The 15,146-nt window shown below is 70.5% G+C and carries 15 protein-coding genes and 2 pseudogenes; 4 read left to right on the top strand and 13 right to left on the bottom strand.

The genetic code is table 11. The features are described 5' to 3' along the window. Positions 1–70 precede the first annotated feature (70 nt). Positions 71–685, bottom strand: a pseudogene (locus tag HV742_RS27750) (ammonium transporter); the annotation flags it as partial. Between HV742_RS27750 and HV742_RS27745 the strand changes: the two are divergent. Together HV742_RS27745 and HV742_RS27740 are read left to right on the top strand one after the other, a co-directional pair. Next, a pseudogene (locus tag HV742_RS27745) lies at positions 680–901 on the top strand (acyl-CoA carboxylase biotin carboxyl carrier protein subunit); the annotation flags it as partial. The pseudogenes HV742_RS27750 and HV742_RS27745 overlap by 6 nt on opposite strands. A 5-nt stretch (positions 902–906) precedes the next feature. Continuing rightward, a complete protein-coding gene (locus tag HV742_RS27740) occupies positions 907–1,626 on the top strand; it encodes a GntR family transcriptional regulator (protein WP_100507403.1) in 720 nt (239 codons plus the stop codon). 471 nt (positions 1,627–2,097) lie between these two features. Here the strand turns inward: HV742_RS27740 and HV742_RS27735 are convergent, their stop codons facing one another. From HV742_RS27735 to HV742_RS27715, 5 genes are all read right to left on the bottom strand, one after another. Next, entirely contained in the window at positions 2,098–2,913 is an 816-nt protein-coding gene (locus tag HV742_RS27735) for an anti-sigma factor family protein (RefSeq protein WP_175146902.1), read from the bottom strand. Position 2,914: 1 nt separating this feature from the next. Then, complete coding sequence (locus HV742_RS27730) at positions 2,915–3,427, bottom strand: RNA polymerase sigma factor (RefSeq protein WP_059272424.1); 513 nt, start codon at positions 3,425–3,427, stop codon at positions 2,915–2,917. Positions 3,428–3,458: 31 nt separating this feature from the next. Continuing rightward, positions 3,459–3,827: a COG4315 family predicted lipoprotein gene (locus HV742_RS27725; protein WP_054447289.1), complete on the bottom strand. Its 369-nt coding sequence runs from the start codon at positions 3,825–3,827 to the stop codon at positions 3,459–3,461. Positions 3,828–3,975: 148 nt separating this feature from the next. Continuing rightward, positions 3,976–4,440, bottom strand: a complete 465-nt coding sequence (locus HV742_RS27720; RefSeq protein WP_049075693.1) for a GNAT family N-acetyltransferase — start codon at positions 4,438–4,440, stop codon at positions 3,976–3,978. A gap of 9 nt (positions 4,441–4,449) precedes the next feature. Beyond that, positions 4,450–5,376, bottom strand: a complete 927-nt coding sequence (locus tag HV742_RS27715) for a LysR family transcriptional regulator (protein ID WP_049075692.1) — start codon at positions 5,374–5,376, stop codon at positions 4,450–4,452. 61 nt (positions 5,377–5,437) lie between these two features. Between HV742_RS27715 and HV742_RS27710 the strand changes: the two genes are divergently transcribed. After that, positions 5,438–6,580 carry a 4-oxalomesaconate tautomerase gene (locus HV742_RS27710; RefSeq protein ID WP_049078037.1) on the top strand — a complete coding sequence of 381 codons (1,143 nt, stop codon included), beginning with the start codon at positions 5,438–5,440 and terminating at the stop codon, positions 6,578–6,580. 60 nt (positions 6,581–6,640) lie between these two features. Further along, on the top strand, positions 6,641–7,609 hold the full coding sequence (locus HV742_RS27705; protein WP_049075690.1) for a tripartite tricarboxylate transporter substrate binding protein: 969 nt from the start codon (positions 6,641–6,643) through the stop codon (positions 7,607–7,609). Here the strand turns inward: HV742_RS27705 and HV742_RS27700 are convergent. The 7 genes from HV742_RS27700 to HV742_RS27670 form a co-directional block, all read right to left on the bottom strand. Next, positions 7,566–8,966, bottom strand: a complete 1,401-nt coding sequence (locus HV742_RS27700; protein ID WP_175146901.1) for a DUF1501 domain-containing protein — start codon at positions 8,964–8,966, stop codon at positions 7,566–7,568. The genes HV742_RS27705 and HV742_RS27700 overlap by 44 nt on opposite strands. Continuing rightward, positions 8,963–10,525, bottom strand: a complete 1,563-nt coding sequence (locus HV742_RS27695; protein WP_175146900.1) for a DUF1800 domain-containing protein — start codon at positions 10,523–10,525, stop codon at positions 8,963–8,965. Before HV742_RS27695 ends, HV742_RS27700 begins: the two co-directional genes overlap by 4 nt. A 151-nt stretch (positions 10,526–10,676) precedes the next feature. Then, the gene (locus tag HV742_RS27690; protein WP_049075685.1) at positions 10,677–11,381 is read right to left on the bottom strand and encodes an SDR family oxidoreductase; all 705 of its coding nucleotides are present in this window, start codon (positions 11,379–11,381) and stop codon (positions 10,677–10,679) included. Between the two features lie 87 nt (positions 11,382–11,468). After that, positions 11,469–11,921 (bottom strand): azurin, encoded by a 453-nt coding sequence (gene azu, locus HV742_RS27685; RefSeq protein ID WP_049078035.1) that lies wholly within the window; start codon positions 11,919–11,921, stop codon positions 11,469–11,471. 208 nt (positions 11,922–12,129) lie between these two features. Continuing rightward, positions 12,130–13,455, bottom strand: a complete 1,326-nt coding sequence (locus tag HV742_RS27680; protein WP_175146899.1) for a PQQ-dependent sugar dehydrogenase — start codon at positions 13,453–13,455, stop codon at positions 12,130–12,132. A 117-nt stretch (positions 13,456–13,572) separates the two neighbouring features. Beyond that, complete coding sequence (locus HV742_RS27675; RefSeq protein WP_175146898.1) at positions 13,573–14,898, bottom strand: ferredoxin reductase family protein; 1,326 nt, start codon at positions 14,896–14,898, stop codon at positions 13,573–13,575. Positions 14,899–14,908: 10 nt separating this feature from the next. After that, positions 14,909–15,146: PepSY domain-containing protein (locus tag HV742_RS27670; protein WP_175146897.1), on the bottom strand; the 238-nt coding region annotated here is incomplete at its 5' end.

The following is a 15,146-nucleotide window of genomic DNA, read 5'->3' as shown; positions in this document are numbered from 1 at the left end:
GGACGAAAAAAAGCCCCCTGCAAAGAGGGGGCTTCCCATGGCCCCGCCCGGCAGCGGGCGGGGGTGACGATCAGCTGTGGTAGGCCGATTCGCCGTGGCTGGTGACGTCCAGCCCTTCGCGTTCCTGGTCTTCCGGCACGCGCAGGCCGCACAGGGCGTTGGCGATCTTGTAGGCGATCCAGGCGACCACGCCGGACCAGACGATGGTCAGCAGCACGCCTTCAAGCTGCACCCACAGTTGGCCCAGGATCATGCCGGGTTCCGCCAGGCCGGGGCCGCCCAGGACCTGGGCATTGAAGACGCCGGTCAGCAGGGCGCCGACAATGCCGCCCACGCCGTGCACGCCGAACACGTCCAGCGCGTCATCGGCGCGCAGCAGGCGCTTCAGGCCATTGACGCCCCACACGCAGACCACGCCGGCGACCACGCCGATGATCAGCGCGCCTACCGGGCCGACCAGGCCGGCCGCCGGGGTGATGCCCACCAAGCCGGCGACCGCGCCGGAGGCGGCGCCCAGCATCGAAGGCTTGCCCTTGATGGCCCATTCCGTGAACAGCCAGGCCAGCACGGCGCCAGCGGTGGCGATCATGGTGTTGAAGAAGGCCAGGGTGGCGTTTTCGTTGGCGGCCAGGGCGGAGCCGGCATTGAAGCCGAACCAACCCACCCACAGCAGGGCGGCGCCGACATGTGCGGCAACGTCTGGAAGATCCCGGTGCAGGTGGGCCAGAGCGTGGCGGCGGGCGACACGCTGGTGGTGGTCGAGGCCATGAAGATGGAACTGTCGGTGATCGCGCCGGTGTCGGGCACGGTCACGGCGATCCGCTGCGTGCCGGGCAAGCCGGTGAATGCCGGCGACGCGCTGCTGGTGCTGGCCGAGGACGCGACGTGCCCCGTGACCTGAGCGGCATGCGCGACCCCGTCAGCATCAGCCCGGCGCTGCGGCAGGCGCCGGTGCTGGCCGGGTCGCTGGCGGACCAGGTCTACCAGCGCATCAAGGACGAGCTGTTCGACTTCCGCCTGCTGCCGGGCGATCGCTTTACTGAGGCGGAGCTGGCGTTGCGGCTGGGGGTGAGCCGCACGCCGGTGCGGCTGGGGCTGGCGCGGCTGGAGCGCGAGGGCTTCGTGCTGCCCAGTCCGCGCAGCGGCTGGCAGGTGCGGCCGTTCGATTTCGAGCGCTTCGAGGCGCTGTACGACGTGCGCGTGGTGCTGGAGCTGGCGGCGGTCGAGCGGTTGTGCGCGCGCGAGCACATGGACGATAGCGGCTTGTTGGGGGCGTTGACGGATGTGTGGCTGGTGCCGCCGGCGCAGCGGATCCTGGATGGGCGGATGGTGGCGGAGCTGGACGAGGCCTTTCACTGCTCACTGGTGGCGGCTGCCGGGAATGCGGAGATGGCGCTGATCCACCGGGAGGTGACGGAGAAGATCCGGATCGTGCGGCGGCTGGATTTCACCAAGGAGTTCCGGGTGGATGCGACGTATGAGGAGCATGGGGCGATTTTACGGGCGGTGCTGGCTCGGCGGGGGGAGGCGGCGGGGAGGATGTTGCGGGGGCATATTGAGATGAGCAAGGCTGAGGTGAGGAAGATTACGTTGCATATGTTGCATGTGGCTCGGGAGGGTTCTTAAGGCGCGGCGGGGGGAGGGTGCCGGGCGGGCGCGGGGCTACGATTGCGGTCCGGAGCGTTCGCTCCGGACTACCCCTTCGTCATCCTCGTCCTCGCCTTCGGCGACTCCTTCGGATTCCCTCGGGCGCATCTACACGCCCCGCACCCGCCCGGCACCCTCCCCCCGCCGCTCGTGCATCTCCATGCGGCGGATGGCGGGGAGAATGGCTTGCTTGGTGTTCTGCTCAGCGTTGTTTGGGGGGCGGAGGAGTTTGCGGGGCCCGCCAAAAACGGCTGCGCGGGCAGCCGTTTTTGGCATACATCGGGTGGGGCGTCGGGGGTGTGGTCGTTGCGCGAAGTGGCGGCGATGGGGGGCGCGCTTTGCGGCGCGCTTGTGGGAGGGCAACTGATTCTCGAACGAGGGTGTCTGAGCAGGGGCTTTGTTGAAGCCCGCGGGCGGATTGGCGCTCGCCGGGCGCGCCCGCGCCCGGGGTCAGCCTTGTAGCTGTTTGTAGACTTCTTCGGAGACGCGCTGCAGTTCGTCGCGGCTGACGGCGCCGGAGAGGGCGTAGCCGAATTGGCCTTCGACCCAGTAGAAGACGCGGACGGGGCCTTCCTGGGTGAATTGGAAGGCGGTCTGGCCGCCGACGGCTTCGCGGGTGACGTAGAGGGTCAGGCGTTGGCCGTCGGGGGCGCCGTACATGAAGAGGGCGACGGGGCCGCTGCCGCCGGGCAGCAGGCGGCCGCCGACGAGGTCGTAGCCGGCATGGGTCAGGGAGGGAGCGCGCACGGGGGCGCCGAGGCGCTTGGTGAGCCAGGTGACCAGGGCCTTTTCGTTGTCGCCGCTGACTTCGACGGGGCGGCCCATGTCGGGGGCGTAGACGGCGTGGGCGATGGCGGCGCGCTGGGCGTAGCCGCCGGCGGCGCGGTCGGGCGTGGCGGTGGCCAATACGGTTTGCAGGTGGCGGGCGTCCAGGGCGCCGCGCGCCAGCCAGGCGGTGCTGGCGCTGATGGCGGCGATGGCGATGCCGGCGGCCACGGCGCGCCACGGCAGGCGGCGCGCGGGGGGCGAGAGCGGCAGGCGCAGGGGCAGGGGTTCGTCCAGCACCGGGTCCAGCAGGGCGTGCAGGGCGTGGCGCTGGGCTTGCCAGGCCTGGACGCGGGCTAGGTCCTGCGGGTGGGCGGCGAGGAAGGCGTCGACCTCGGCGTGGCGGCCGGGCGGCAACTGGCCGTCGGCGTAGGCGTGCAGGTCGGCTTCGGTGATCGGGTTGCCGGCGGTCGGGACGGCGTGGAGGCGTTTGTCGTTCATGTCATTTCACGCGATGGAGCCGGCTGGCGGGTTCCTGGCCTTGCATCAGGGCGCCCAGCCGTTCGCGGGCGCGCGACAGGCGCGACATGACCGTGCCCAGCGGCACGCCCAGCACCTGCGCGGTTTCCTGGTATGACAGGTCTTCCACGCACACCAGCAGCAATACTTCGCGCTGCTCGGCCGGCAGGCCTTGCAGGCAGCGGTCCAGGTCGCGCACCTCCAGGTGGTCGGTCTGCGTGGCGCGCACCGGCAGGTCGGGCAGGTCGCCCGCGCGGGCCTCCTCGGCCTGCCGGTGGCTGGCGCGCACGCCGTCGATGAAATGGTTATGCATGATGCCGAACATCCACGCCCTCAGTTCGCCGCGGCGCTGCCAGCGCGAGTAGCGGCTCCAGGCGCGTTCGAGCGTGTCCTGCACCAGGTCATCGGCCCGGTGCGGGTCGCCCGTCAGCCCGCGCGCGTAGCGCCGCAGGCTGGGGATGCAGGCCAGGATCGCGGCTTCGTCGTCGGCGCGCATGGTCGGGCGTGGATGGGCGGCGAAAGCGCGGTCAGGGTTTGGCGGCGTGCCAGACGTCCTTGAAGTTGTCGCCGGTCTTGTCGCCCGGCTTGGCGTCCTTGGCGTACAGGTAGACCGGCTTGCCCTTGTAGGCCCACTGCTTGGAGCCGTCGTCGCGGGTGATGATGCTCAGGTCGCCCGAGGCCTTGGCGTCGGCGGCGGCGGTGACCGGGGGCCAGATCTTGGCGCACTGGTCGTTGCAGGCGCTCTTGCCGCCGGCATCCTTGTCGAAGGTGTAGAGGGTCATGCCGGCGCTGTTGACCAGGACGCCGTCCTGGGCCTTGACGGCCTGGGCGTGGGCGCCGGCCGAGAACAGGGCGGCGGAGGAGAGAACCAGGGCTGCGGCGATTTGAGTACGCATGTCGTGCCTCGTAGATGGGAAAGTGGGGGGACTGCCCTCTACAGACGCCGGACGGAACCGGAATATTCCGCCACCGGACAAAAAAATGGGGAGGGCCGGGGATGACGATCCAACCGAGCCTCGCGCGGGCCCTTTGCGACGGCCGCCGTCAGGCGTGGCCGCCGGCGGGCGGGGCGGGTTCGTAGCGCATTTCTATTTCCAGGGCGGTTTCCTCCACGGGAATGAAGCCCAGCGACTCGTAGAGCCGGCGGGCGGGGTTGCCCTTCAGGACGGACAGGGTGACCGGGGCGCCTTCGTCGTCCGCCTGCCGCAGCAGGCCCGCCAGCAGGCGCCGGCCCAGCCCCTGGCCCTGGAAGGCCGGGTCGATCTGGATCTGCACGACGCGCCAGCCGGCCGGATCGCGGAAGGTCTTGAACAGGCCGGCCGGGCGGCCGTGCAGCCAGACGATCTGGGCGTCGTCGAAGTGGTAGCGGATGCGCGCCAGGTGATGCGCGTCGTCCTGCGGCGCGCCGGCGCGCGCCAGGTGTTCGGTCATGGTCGCCTTGCGCAGCGACAGCAGGAATGGCAGGTCGTCTTCGGTGGCGGCTTGCAGCGCCAGGGAATGGGGGCTCATGGTGCGGCTTCAGGGTTGCTTGGAGGGGCCACGCTTGGCGCTTTTGCCGGCTTGGTGGATAAGGTTATAGAGCTGTTGCGCCGCCGGCGCCAGGGGGCGGCCCCGGCGCGAGATCAGGCCCAGGCTGCGGGTGACGCGGGGATGTTCGAGCTTGACGCCCGCCAGGGTGGCGTGGCCGGCCGGGGGCATCGCCAACTGCGGCACCGCCGCCACGCCCAGGCCCGCCTCCACCAGCCCCAGCAGCGTCATGACGTGGCTGACCTCGAAGGCGCTGACGGTGCGCTTGCCGCTCTTGGCCAGCGCGTCGTCGATCAGCAGGCGGTTGCCGCTTTCCTTGGCCACGGTCATGAAGCGTTCCTGCGACAGTTCTTCCCACGACACGCTGCGGCGCGCGGCCAGCGGATGGTCGCGCCGCACCGCCAGCACGAAGTCCTCGCGCAGCACCGCCTTGAAATCCACGTCCGGCTCCTGGGTGCCGAAAAAACTGATGCCGAAGTCGGCGCGGCCGGTCACCACGCTGTTGAGCACGGTGTGGGCGGTCTCGTCGATGATGCGGACCCGTATCCGAGGAAAGCGCTGGGCGTAGTCATGGATGATGGCGGGCAGGAAGTAGTAGGCCACCGACGGCACGCAGGCCACGGTCACCAGCCCGCCGCGCTGCGCCGCCAGGTCGCCGATGCTGAGCACCGCGCGTTCCAGTTCGTCGATGGCGCCGCGCGCCCGTTCCAGGAAGATGCGGCCGACGTGCGTCAGCGCCACACGGCGCGTGGTGCGTTCCAGCAGGCGCGCGCCCAGCAGGTCCTCCAGCTTGTCGATGCGGCGGCTGAGCGCGGGCTGCGACAGGTTCAGGTCTTCGGCGGCGGCGCGAAAACTGGCGCGCTCGGCCACGGCCACGAAAGCCTGCAATTCCTGTAAATCGAAATTGATGCGTGCCATGCATTAATCCATCCGTAAGTTGCAATTCAAATAATAGCCGCGTCGTCGCAGAATGCACGACATGGAAACGATCATCCCTTGCGTACTGATGCGTGGCGGCACCTCCCGCGGCCCCTTTTTTCTTGGCGACTGGCTGCCGGCCGATCCCGCCGACCGCGACCGGCTGCTGTTGCAGGCCATGGGCTCGCCCCATGCGCTGCAGGTCGACGGCCTGGGCGGCGGCAACTCGCTGACCAGCAAGGTCGCGATCGTGTCGCGCTCGACCCGGCCCGACTGCGACATCGACTATCTGTTCGCGCAGGTCTCGGTGGACCGCGCCAGCGTCGACACCCGTCCCAACTGCGGCAACATGCTGTCGGGCGCCGCGCCCTTCGCCATCGACGAGGGCCTGATCGCCGCGGCCGACGGCGAAACCTCGGTGCGGGTGCACAACGTCAACACGGGCGCCGTGATCGAGGCCGTGGTGCAGACGCCGGGCGGCCGCCTGACCTATGAAGGCGAGGCGCGCATCGACGGCGTGCCGGGCGCCGCCGCGCCCGTGCGCCTGAATTTCCTCGACGCCTGGGGGGCGGTCACCGGCCGCCTGTTCCCGACGGGACAGCGCCAGGAGAAGGTGGACGGCGTGGCCGCCACGCTGATCGACGCCGCCATGCCGATGGTGTTGCTGCGCGCCGCCGACTTCGGCCTGCGTGGCGACGAATCGCCCGCCGAGCTGGACGCCAACACCGCGCTGCTGACGCGCCTGGAACGCATTCGCCGCGAAGCCGGCGCCCGCATGGGCCTGGGCGACGTGTCGGACAGCGTCATCCCCAAGCCGGTGCTGCTGGCGCCGGGCAGCGATGCCGCCGTCCTGTCGCTGCGCTCGCGCTACTTCACGCCGCATGCCTGCCATCGCGCCCACGCCGCCACCGGCGCGGTGGGCGTGGCGGCCGCCTTCCTCATGCCTGGCACGGTGGCGCATGATTGCGGCGGCCCGGCGCCACGGCCGGGCTACCGCGGCGTGCGCATCGAACACCCGTCGGGCGGCATGGACATCGACGTGAAGCTGGATGACGCCAGCGGCGAGGTACAGGCCGCCGGCCTGGTGCGCACCGCGCGCAAGATCATGAAGGGCCTGCTGTACGTGCCGGGGCGCTACGGCGCGGCGCGGCAGGAGCAGGACGCCCGCGCCCGGCTGGCCTCGCGCCAGCCGGTGGCGGCATAAAAAAGACTCGAGACGCAGCGGTCCGCAGAGACCGCCAACAGAACCATCAGGAGACATGACATGGTTTTCCCCACTCGCGGCACGCTGGGCGCCGCCGCGCTCTGCCTGGCCCTGGCCAGCCCGGCCGTCCACGCCGAATTCCCCGAACGCGCCATCACCATGGTGGTGCCCACCGCCGCCGGCGGCGGCAATGACACCCTGGCCCGCGTGATCGGGCAGAAGATGGGCGAACTGCTGGGCCAGACCGTCATCGTGGTCAACAAGCCCGGCGCGCAGGGCGCCATCGCCGCCGATTACGTGGCGCGCCAGCCGGCCGACGGCTACACCCTGATGCTGGGCTACATCGGCACGCACGGCATCAACCCCGCGCTGCAGAAGCTCAACTACGACCCGGTGCGCGACTTCACCGCCATCGGCATGGTGGCCGACTCGCCCACGCTCATGGTGGTGTCCAGCAGCATCGGCGTGCAGGACGTGCCGGGCTTGCTCAAGTATGGCCAGGCCCACCCCGACGGCCTGAGCTACGCCTCGGCCGGCCCGGGCACGGCGCCGGCGGTGGCGGGCGAGCTGTTCAACCGCGCCACCGGCGCGGCCATGCTGGAGATTCCCTACAAGGGCTCGGCTCCCGCCATGACGGACACGCTGGCCGGCGTTACCCAGGTGATGTTTCCCAGCCTGTTCAGCGCCTATCCGCACCTGAAGTCGGGCAAGATCCGCGCGCTGGGTGTGGCCGGCACGCGCCGCGCCAAAGTGCTGCCCGACATGCCGACGCTGGCCGAGCTTGGCGTGCCGGGCGTGGACGTGGCGCAGTGGTACGCGGTGTTCGCGCCCGCCAACGCCGATCCGCAGGTGGTCGCCAAGTTGAACACCGCGCTCAATGGCGCGCTCAACGATCCGGCCGTGGCCGCCAAGATCGACGACCAGGGCGCCGAGGTGCGCACCAGCACACCGGCCGAGCTGGCGGCGTTCGTGCGCGAAGAAGCCGTCAAGTGGAAGAAGCTGGCGTCGACGATTCACGCGGCGCTGTAAATAGCGCCAAGGGCGTGGCGTCGAAGTGGCGCAGGTTCGGAAACACCAGCCGCAGGTCGTCCGGGCTGGCGCCGAACCAGCCGCCCAGCGCCGCGCCCAGCTGCTCCACCGCCAGCGTCGGCAGCAGGCGGCCGTTGTCCACGAACCCGGGTCCGTCCGGCGCGATTTCCGGATGGGTGCCGTGGTAGCGTCCGCCGTTGACGGCGCCGCCCAGCACGAAATGATGCGCGCCCCAGCCGTGGTCCGAGCCGTTGCCGTTCGATCCCAGCGTCCGGCCGAATTCCGAAGCGGTGAAGGTGGTGACCTGGCGCGCCACGCCCAGGCCCGCCAGCGCCGTCTGGAAGGCGGCCAGCGCCTGGCCCAGCTCCTTGAGCAAGGCGGGGTGGGTATCGTTCAGGCCGGTGTGGTTGTCGTAGCCGTTCTGCGACACGAAGAACACCTGGCGCCGCGCCCCGAGGGTCTGGCGCGCCGCGATGATGCGGGCCACGATCTTCAACTGCTGTGCCAGCGGCGAGGCGAAATCGCCCGGCACGGCCACGCCAGACAATGCCGTCCGCAGCCGCGTGTCGGCGTCGATCGACTGCGCCGCGATGCGCGACATTTCCCGTTCCATCAGGTGCTCGCGCGGTTGCGTGATCAGCCGGCGCAACAGCGCGGTGCAGGCGCTGGAGCCATACATGTCGCGCGTCAGCAGTTCGATGCGGGTCGAGCCGTTCACGCCGACCCGGTAACCGGCGACGTGGCGGCCGGCCAGCAGCACGGTGCTGCCGCCCGCGGTGATGCCGGTGAAGCTGCGCTGCGCGTTGATGTCGGCGTACAGGTCCGTCAGCCGCCCGGCCCAGCCGGAGGACGCGCCTTCCGGCGCCAGCGCCTGCCAGTATGACTGCTGGTCGTTGTGCGAAAACAGCTTGGGCGGCAGCGGCACGCGCGCGCCAATGTAGTCCGCCTTGCTGGTGGGCACCACCAGCGGACCGACGTTCAGCACCGCCGCCATCTCGCCGCGCTCGAACAGCGGCGCCAGCGGCGCGAGCGATGGGGCCAGCGCGAACTGCGCGCCGCCGGCGGCGGGCGTTGCACCGCGCAGCGCCGTGGCCTGCAGCGCCTCACGCGGCAAGGCGATGTCGGTGCGCGCCGCGGCGTAGGCGCGATAAGCGGCGGGGTCGAACGGCACCAGCGTGTTGAACGGGTCGTTGCCGCCGTACAGGAACACGCACACCAGCGCCTTGTAGTCTCCCGGCGGCGCCGACTGCGCGGCCGCCGCGCCCAGCGCCGCCAGGTTCAGCGCCAGCGGCGCCGCCGCGTGCGTGGCGCCCAGGGCGCAGGCGCGCAGCAGGAAATCGCGGCGATCGGCTTTCATTTCTGCACCAGGTATTCGGGGCTGGCCGCCACCAGCGTGATGGCGGCGCGCACGCGGTCGCGCGGCCGTTCGCGCGGCAAGGTGTCGACCGCCTGCGCGATGGCCTGCGCCGTGGCCGCGCTGAAGGCGTCGCCCGCCAGCAGCAGCACGATGCGCGCCACCAGCGCGTCGGCGTCGGCGGCCAGCGCGATCTCGGCGGTGTACGGCGTCTGCAGGTCTTCCCAGCCGCGATCGACGTAGATGGCCACGAAGTTCAGGTAGCCGGCGATGCTGGTTTCATCGGTGATCTGCAGTTCCGGCGCCACCAGGCCGCGCCGCGCCAGTTCGGTGACGGGCGGCGTATAGCGCGGCCGGAAGAAGTTGAACACGCTGGCCGAGCGCATCGGGCTCTGCGCCAGCCGGATGGTGTTGTCGGTGGTGTCGGGCATGGCCCAGGCGCCGTTGGTGGAGGTGGCGCCGAACGCCCGCGCCCAGCCGGAAAAGCGCAGGATGGGCTCGCGCACCTTGCCCCAGTCGGGCGACGAAAGATCGGGATGGCGGGCCTCGTCGTCCAGCAGGATGGCGCGCACCACCGCCTTGAGGTTGCCGCGCGCGCCGTGGCCGTCGTCGTCGAACACGGCCGCCACGCGCCCGACATAGGCCGGACTCGGATTGCTGGTGACCAGCCGCTGGATCAGCTGCGTGCCGATGAACGGCCCCACGTTGGGATGCGCGCTGATCACTTCCATCGCGCGCTTGAGCGACAGGTAGCCGTCGGTGCCGGGCGGGATCACCGCGCCCAGGAAGCGCTTTTCCGCCAGCGAATGCAGCGCCGGATTGAGCGCCATCGGCCGGCGGTGGAACTGCACGTCGGTCTCCGGCCCGTCCAGGTCCCAGCCGGTGAAGACCTTGGCCAGGCCTTGCACGTCGGCATTGTCGTAGGTCTCCACGGGGGCGCCGTTCACCAGCCGCGGCGTGCCGTCGCGGTTCAGTTCGATCAGGCCGATGCTGAACAGCTGCATCACCTCGCGCGCATAGTTCTCGTCGGGATGGCGGCCGGTGCGCGGATCTTCCTTGCGGTTGCCGCGATAGGTCAGCATGCAGCCCATCGACAGGTTGCGGGTGACGGCGGTGAGCAGGTCCCGGTAGTTGCCCAAGGCATGCTCGGCCAGCAGGTCCATGAAGCCGGCGGCGCCGAACAGCGGCCAGTTGGCGGTGATCGACGCCACCCCGACCACGAAGATCTCCGACAGCGCGAACGCCACCCGGGTGCGCACTTGATCTTCCGCGCTGATGAACTTGCGCCACAGCGTCGATTCCAGCGGTGCGTTGATGCCGTTGCCCTTGTAGGCCTCCGTGTCCTTGCCTTGCTGCAGCAGCCAGTCGAAATGGCTTTGCGAGGGCGCCAGCGCCAGCTGCGCGTCGAGCCATCCGGCGTAGCCGTCGCGCACCACCGCGTCGATCAGCGCCGGCGTCGGGCCGAAGGTGGCCTGCGCCAAAAAGCGCGAGGCCTGGCCGGGCGTGGGCGGGCGGGTTTCAGCGGAAGCGGGCGGCGCCGCTCCGGATGGCGACGCGGACATGCAGGCAGCCCCGGGGTCGAATGCGAAAGCCTACGGTAGCGAAGCGCCAGGGGGGCTTCAAGACCGCCATTCGGACGAGGGACTAATCCTTTTGCACGAGGCGCGCGCGAGCGGCGCGCCGGCCCGCGCGGGGCCGGTCAGGCCACGCGGATTACACCGAACGGGTGATGCCGCCGTCGATGCGGATGTTCTGCCCGGTGATGTACGAGGAAGCGTCGGAGGCCAGGAAGGCGATCAGGTCGGCCACTTCCTCGGCGGTGCCGTAGCGGCCCATCGGGATGCGCGCGCGCCGGTCTTCCTTTTCCGGCAGGCTGTCGATGAAGCCGGGCAGCACATTGTTCATGCGCACGTTGTGTTCGGCGTATTCGTCCGCGAACACCTTGGTGAATGCGGCCAGGCCGGCGCGGAACACGCCGGACGTGGGGAACAGCGCCTCCGGCTCGAAGGTGGCGTAGGTCGAGATGTTGACGATGGCGCCGGTTTTCTGCTGCTTCATGACCGGCGCCACCAGGCGCGCGATGCGCACCACGTTGAGCAGGTAGAACTCCATGCCCAGGTGCCAGTCGTCGTCGCTGATTTCCAGCAGCGGGCCCTTGGGACCGTGGCCGGCGCTGTTGACCACGGCGTCGACGCGGCCCCACTTCTGCAGGGTCGCGTCCACCAGCCGCGCCAGGTCCTCGGGCGAGCGGTTCGAACCGGTCACGCCCAGGCCGCCGAGTTCGGCGGCCAGCGCCTCGCCCTTGCCGGACGAGGACAGGATCGCCACGCGGTAGCCGTCGGCCGCCAGTTTGCGCGCCGCCGCCGCGCCCATGCCGCTGCCGCCGGCGGTGATGATTGCCACTTTATCCGTGCTCATGCGTCGTTCCCCAGGGTGTCGGAAAACGGCCATTGTAGGGGCGGGCGCGGCGGCCCCGCGCAGATCCCGCGAGGCCGGCAGGGGCGATCAGTCGACCAGCTTGAGCACGCCCTTCATCAGCGCGAAGTGGCCGGGGAACGAGCAGAAGTAGGCGTAGTCCTGGCCGGCGGCCAGCTTGCTGACGTCGAAGGTGACCGAATCGGTCTCGCCGCCGCCGATCACCTTGGTGTGGGCGATGACGCGGGCGTCGTCCTTCTTGACGTAGTTGTTGTCCAGGCCGGCGGCCATGCCGTCGTTGACGGCGCCCTGCATGTCGGCCTGCTTGGTCAGCACCCAGTTGTGGCCCATGACGTTCTTGGCCAGCGTGCCCGGGTGCTTGAGGTTCACGGTGAACTGCTTGCAGCTCTTGCTGACCGTGATTTCCTTCTTGTCGAACTGCATCTGATCGTTGCCGGCGATATCGACCGAGCATTCGGCCGCCAGCACGGGGGCCGAGGCCAGGGCCAGGATGGTCGCGGCGCAGAGATTCTTCAACAGCATGTTCATGCCTCCAGGGATCGAGGGAAGTGGAGCCGCGCGCTTCGCGGGACGCGAGCCGCGCGGCCGTTGCGCTATTCTCGCCCCAGTCTACTCCTCGTGGCGCGGGCGGGCCCGCAAGGGGTTTGACGCAACGCAAGCGGGCGTTACCGAATTGCGTGGCATGGACTCGCTTGCGCCGTTTTTCCGCGTTTTCCCACGATGCCGCGGTTCAGCGGGCGGCGTCCGCGGCGCTGACGCGCCAGATCGCATTGCCGACATCATCGGCCACCAGCAGCGCGCCCTGGCGGTCCAGCGCCACGCCCACGGGCCGGCCGCGCGCCTGGCCCGCGTCGTCCAGGAATCCCGTCAGCACGTCTTGCGCCTGGCCGTCCGCGCGCGTGCCGGTGAACGGCACGAAGATGACTTTGTAGCCGCTGCGCGGGTCGCGGTTCCACGAGCCGTGCTGGCCCACGAACATGCCGTGGATGAACGGCGCCGGCAACGTGGCGCCGCCGGACCAGGCCAGCCCCAGCGAGGCGGTGTGCGGCCCCAGCGCGTAGTCGGGCACGATCGCCTGCGCCACCAGGTCGGGGCGCGGCGGCTTGACCCGGGTGTCGACGTGCTGGCCGAAGTAGCTGTACGGCCAGCCATAGAAGCCGCCGTCGCGCACCGAGGTCATGTAGTCGGGCACCAGGTCGCTGCCCAGTTCGTCGCGTTCGTTCACGGCAGTCCACAGCGTGGTGCCGTCCGGCCCCCAGGCCATGCCCACCGGATTGCGCAGGCCGCTGGCGTAGAGCCGTTTGGCGCCGCTGGCGACGTCGATTTCCCAGATGGCGGCGCGGCCCTCCTCTTCCGCCATGCCGTTCTCCGCCACGTTGCTATTCGAGCCAACCGTCGCATACAGCTTGGCGCCGTCGGCGCTGGCGATGAGGTTCTTGGTCCAGTGATGGTTGCGGCCCGAGGGCAGGTCGGTCACCTTGACGCCGGGCGCGTCGATGCGGGTCTGGCCGGTCTGGTACGGAAACCGCAGTACCGCATCGGCATTGGCGATATACAGCTGGTCGCCGACGAGCGCCATGCCGAAGGGCGAATTCAGGCCTTCCAGGAATACGCTGCGCGTCTGCGCCGCGCCATCGGGCGTCAGGCCGCGCAGCAGGGTGATGCGGTTGGCGCTGGGCGTGCGCGCGCCGGCGCGCTTCATGACGATGCCGGCGGCCCAGTCCTTGATGCCGCCGGAGGCCTCTGGCGGCTTGGGCGGCGCATTGGTCTCGGCCACCAGCACGTCGCCGTTGGGCAGCACGTACAGCCAGCGCGGGTGGTCCAGGCCGCGCGCGTAGGCGGTGACCGCCAGGCCGCTGGCCGGGGTCGGCAGGCCGGTCTCGCTCCAGCCTACCGCCTTGGCCGTGTTGACGGTGGGAATGAGGGTGGTATTGGGCGCGGGCAGTTCGGGCCGCGGCCCCATGCCGGCCTCGACCGGCAGGCGCGCGACTTCGCCGCAGGCGGCCACCAGGCTGGCGACCGCGACGAGCGCCGGCAACAGATATCGAATTCGCATGGCGCGGCTCCCGGCGCGGATTGGCAGGCTTCCATCATACGACGGCGCGGCGCGGACTTTCGCGCCGCGCCGTCCGCGCATCCGTCCCGGAGCAGGCGCCGGCGCCGTGGTGGCGGGTCAGCGCATGTCGAACGCTTCCTGGTGCCAGCGGACGTCGCCGCGTCCCAGCCGGCGCAGGCCCTTGCGCAGCGCGGTCGCCAGCCCGGCGGGCCCGCAGTACCAGACATTGGCGACACGGCCGGCGGCCACTTCGCCCTGCGCCAGCGCGGCGGCATCCAGTCGCTGGCCGGCGGCGGCGCTGTGCACCTGGAGCGTGACGTTGTCCAGCGCGGCGCAGCGTTGCCGCAGCACCTCAACGAACGGGTCGGCCTCGCCATCGCGCACGCAGTAGTGCAGCCAGACGGGCGGCATGCGGCCAGGCTCCTCGCGGGCCGCCTCCAGCCACGCCAGGAAGGGCGTGACGCCGATGCCGCCCGCCACCCACACCTGCGGGCCGGTGGAGGGGCGCGCGAAGCGGCCGTAAGGGCCTTCCACCGTGACGGGCGCGCCTTCGCGCAACGTCGCGGCCAGCCGGCTGGTGTAATCGCCCAGCGCCTTGATCTCGAACGTCACGTCGCGGCGCCCGGGGTGCGGCGCGCTGGCGATGGTGAACGGATGCGCGCCCTCGCGCCGGTCGAAGGTGACGAAGGCGAACTGGCCAGCGGCGTGGCCGGGCCAGCGCGCATCGAGTTCACAGGTGACTTCGAGAATGCCCCCCGGGCGTTGCGCCAGCGCCGTCACGCGGCCGGCGGCGCGCCGGCCCTGGCCGATGCGGCCGGCCAGCGACAGCACGGCGGCCCAGGCGCCGCCGGCCATCAACGGCAGCAGCAGCACGCCGGTCGGCCCGGTCCAGTAATAGGCCGGCGCCAACGCCAGGGTATGGAACACCAGTATCAGGTAGGCCAGCGGCATGGCGCGGTGGATGATGCGCCAGGCATGGTACGGAAAGCGGCGCCAGAGCGTGATGACCAGCATGGCCAGCAGCGCGTAGATCGTCCATTCGCCCAGGTCCTTGGCCAATCCGCGCGAATCCGCCAGCATGGCCAGCACCGCGTCGCGCGCCGGCCGGCCCTCGGCGCCGACCAGCGCCTTCAGCGGCGTGCTGGCCAGCTTGACCAGCCAATGCGCGGCGCCGGCGCCGATGGCCAGGATGCCGGCCCATTTGTGCAGCCGGTAGACTTTGTCCATGCCGCCCAGCGGCCCCTCCAGCCAGGCTGGACGCAAGGCCAGCAGCATGATCAGCGACATCAGGCCGATGGACCAGACACCTGTCAGGTACAGCGCCTGCTGGCGCAGCACCCAGGGCCAGGCGGCCGAGGCCGCCGGTTGCAGCAGGAGGGCGTCGACGGCCCAGGCGCCGGTCAGCGCGAGCAGGAACAGTCCCAGGGCGGTACGGGTTTTCATGGCATTTGCCTCAGTCCTTGATGCGGCTGCGCAGCACCGCGCCGGTCTGCGCATCGACGCGCAGCTTCACGCGCTGGCCTTGCGGGTTGTCGGCCTTGACGTCGTAGCCGCGGTGATGCTCCAGTTCGATCTCGGTGATGTTGCGATAGCCGGCGGCGGTTAGCACGTCGTAGATCTGGCGCACGGTCAGGATCTGCGCGGCGGGCGCGGCCTGGGCGGGCGCGGTCGCGGCGGGCGCCGGCGCGGCC

Source organism: Achromobacter ruhlandii (assembly GCF_902859695.1).
Lineage (GTDB): Bacteria > Pseudomonadota > Gammaproteobacteria > Burkholderiales > Burkholderiaceae_B > Achromobacter > Achromobacter ruhlandii.
This window is presented reverse-complemented; position numbering and strand designations above follow the sequence as displayed.

What these genes read in the sequence shown, in the direction of transcription:
- HV742_RS27730 (WP_059272424.1), bottom strand. Translation starts at nt 3,427, where the DNA reads ATGCGCGCCGACGACGAAGCCGCGATCCTGGCCTGCATCCCCAGCCTG.
- HV742_RS27735 (WP_175146902.1), bottom strand. Translation starts at nt 2,913, where the DNA reads ATGAACGACAAACGCCTCCACGCCGTCCCGACCGCCGGCAACCCGATC.
- HV742_RS27700 (WP_175146901.1), bottom strand. Translation starts at nt 8,966, where the DNA reads ATGAAAGCCGATCGCCGCGATTTCCTGCTGCGCGCCTGCGCCCTGGGC.
- HV742_RS27680 (WP_175146899.1), bottom strand. Translation starts at nt 13,455, where the DNA reads ATGCGAATTCGATATCTGTTGCCGGCGCTCGTCGCGGTCGCCAGCCTG.
- HV742_RS27705 (WP_049075690.1), top strand. Translation starts at nt 6,641, where the DNA reads ATGGTTTTCCCCACTCGCGGCACGCTGGGCGCCGCCGCGCTCTGCCTG.
- HV742_RS27675 (WP_175146898.1), bottom strand. Translation starts at nt 14,898, where the DNA reads ATGAAAACCCGTACCGCCCTGGGACTGTTCCTGCTCGCGCTGACCGGC.
- HV742_RS27695 (WP_175146900.1), bottom strand. Translation starts at nt 10,525, where the DNA reads ATGTCCGCGTCGCCATCCGGAGCGGCGCCGCCCGCTTCCGCTGAAACC.
- azu (WP_049078035.1), bottom strand. Translation starts at nt 11,921, where the DNA reads ATGCTGTTGAAGAATCTCTGCGCCGCGACCATCCTGGCCCTGGCCTCG.
- HV742_RS27710 (WP_049078037.1), top strand. Translation starts at nt 5,438, where the DNA reads ATGGAAACGATCATCCCTTGCGTACTGATGCGTGGCGGCACCTCCCGC.
- HV742_RS27740 (WP_100507403.1), top strand. Translation starts at nt 907, where the DNA reads ATGCGCGACCCCGTCAGCATCAGCCCGGCGCTGCGGCAGGCGCCGGTG.
- HV742_RS27720 (WP_049075693.1), bottom strand. Translation starts at nt 4,440, where the DNA reads ATGAGCCCCCATTCCCTGGCGCTGCAAGCCGCCACCGAAGACGACCTG.
- HV742_RS27725 (WP_054447289.1), bottom strand. Translation starts at nt 3,827, where the DNA reads ATGCGTACTCAAATCGCCGCAGCCCTGGTTCTCTCCTCCGCCGCCCTG.
- HV742_RS27690 (WP_049075685.1), bottom strand. Translation starts at nt 11,381, where the DNA reads ATGAGCACGGATAAAGTGGCAATCATCACCGCCGGCGGCAGCGGCATG.
- HV742_RS27715 (WP_049075692.1), bottom strand. Translation starts at nt 5,376, where the DNA reads ATGGCACGCATCAATTTCGATTTACAGGAATTGCAGGCTTTCGTGGCC.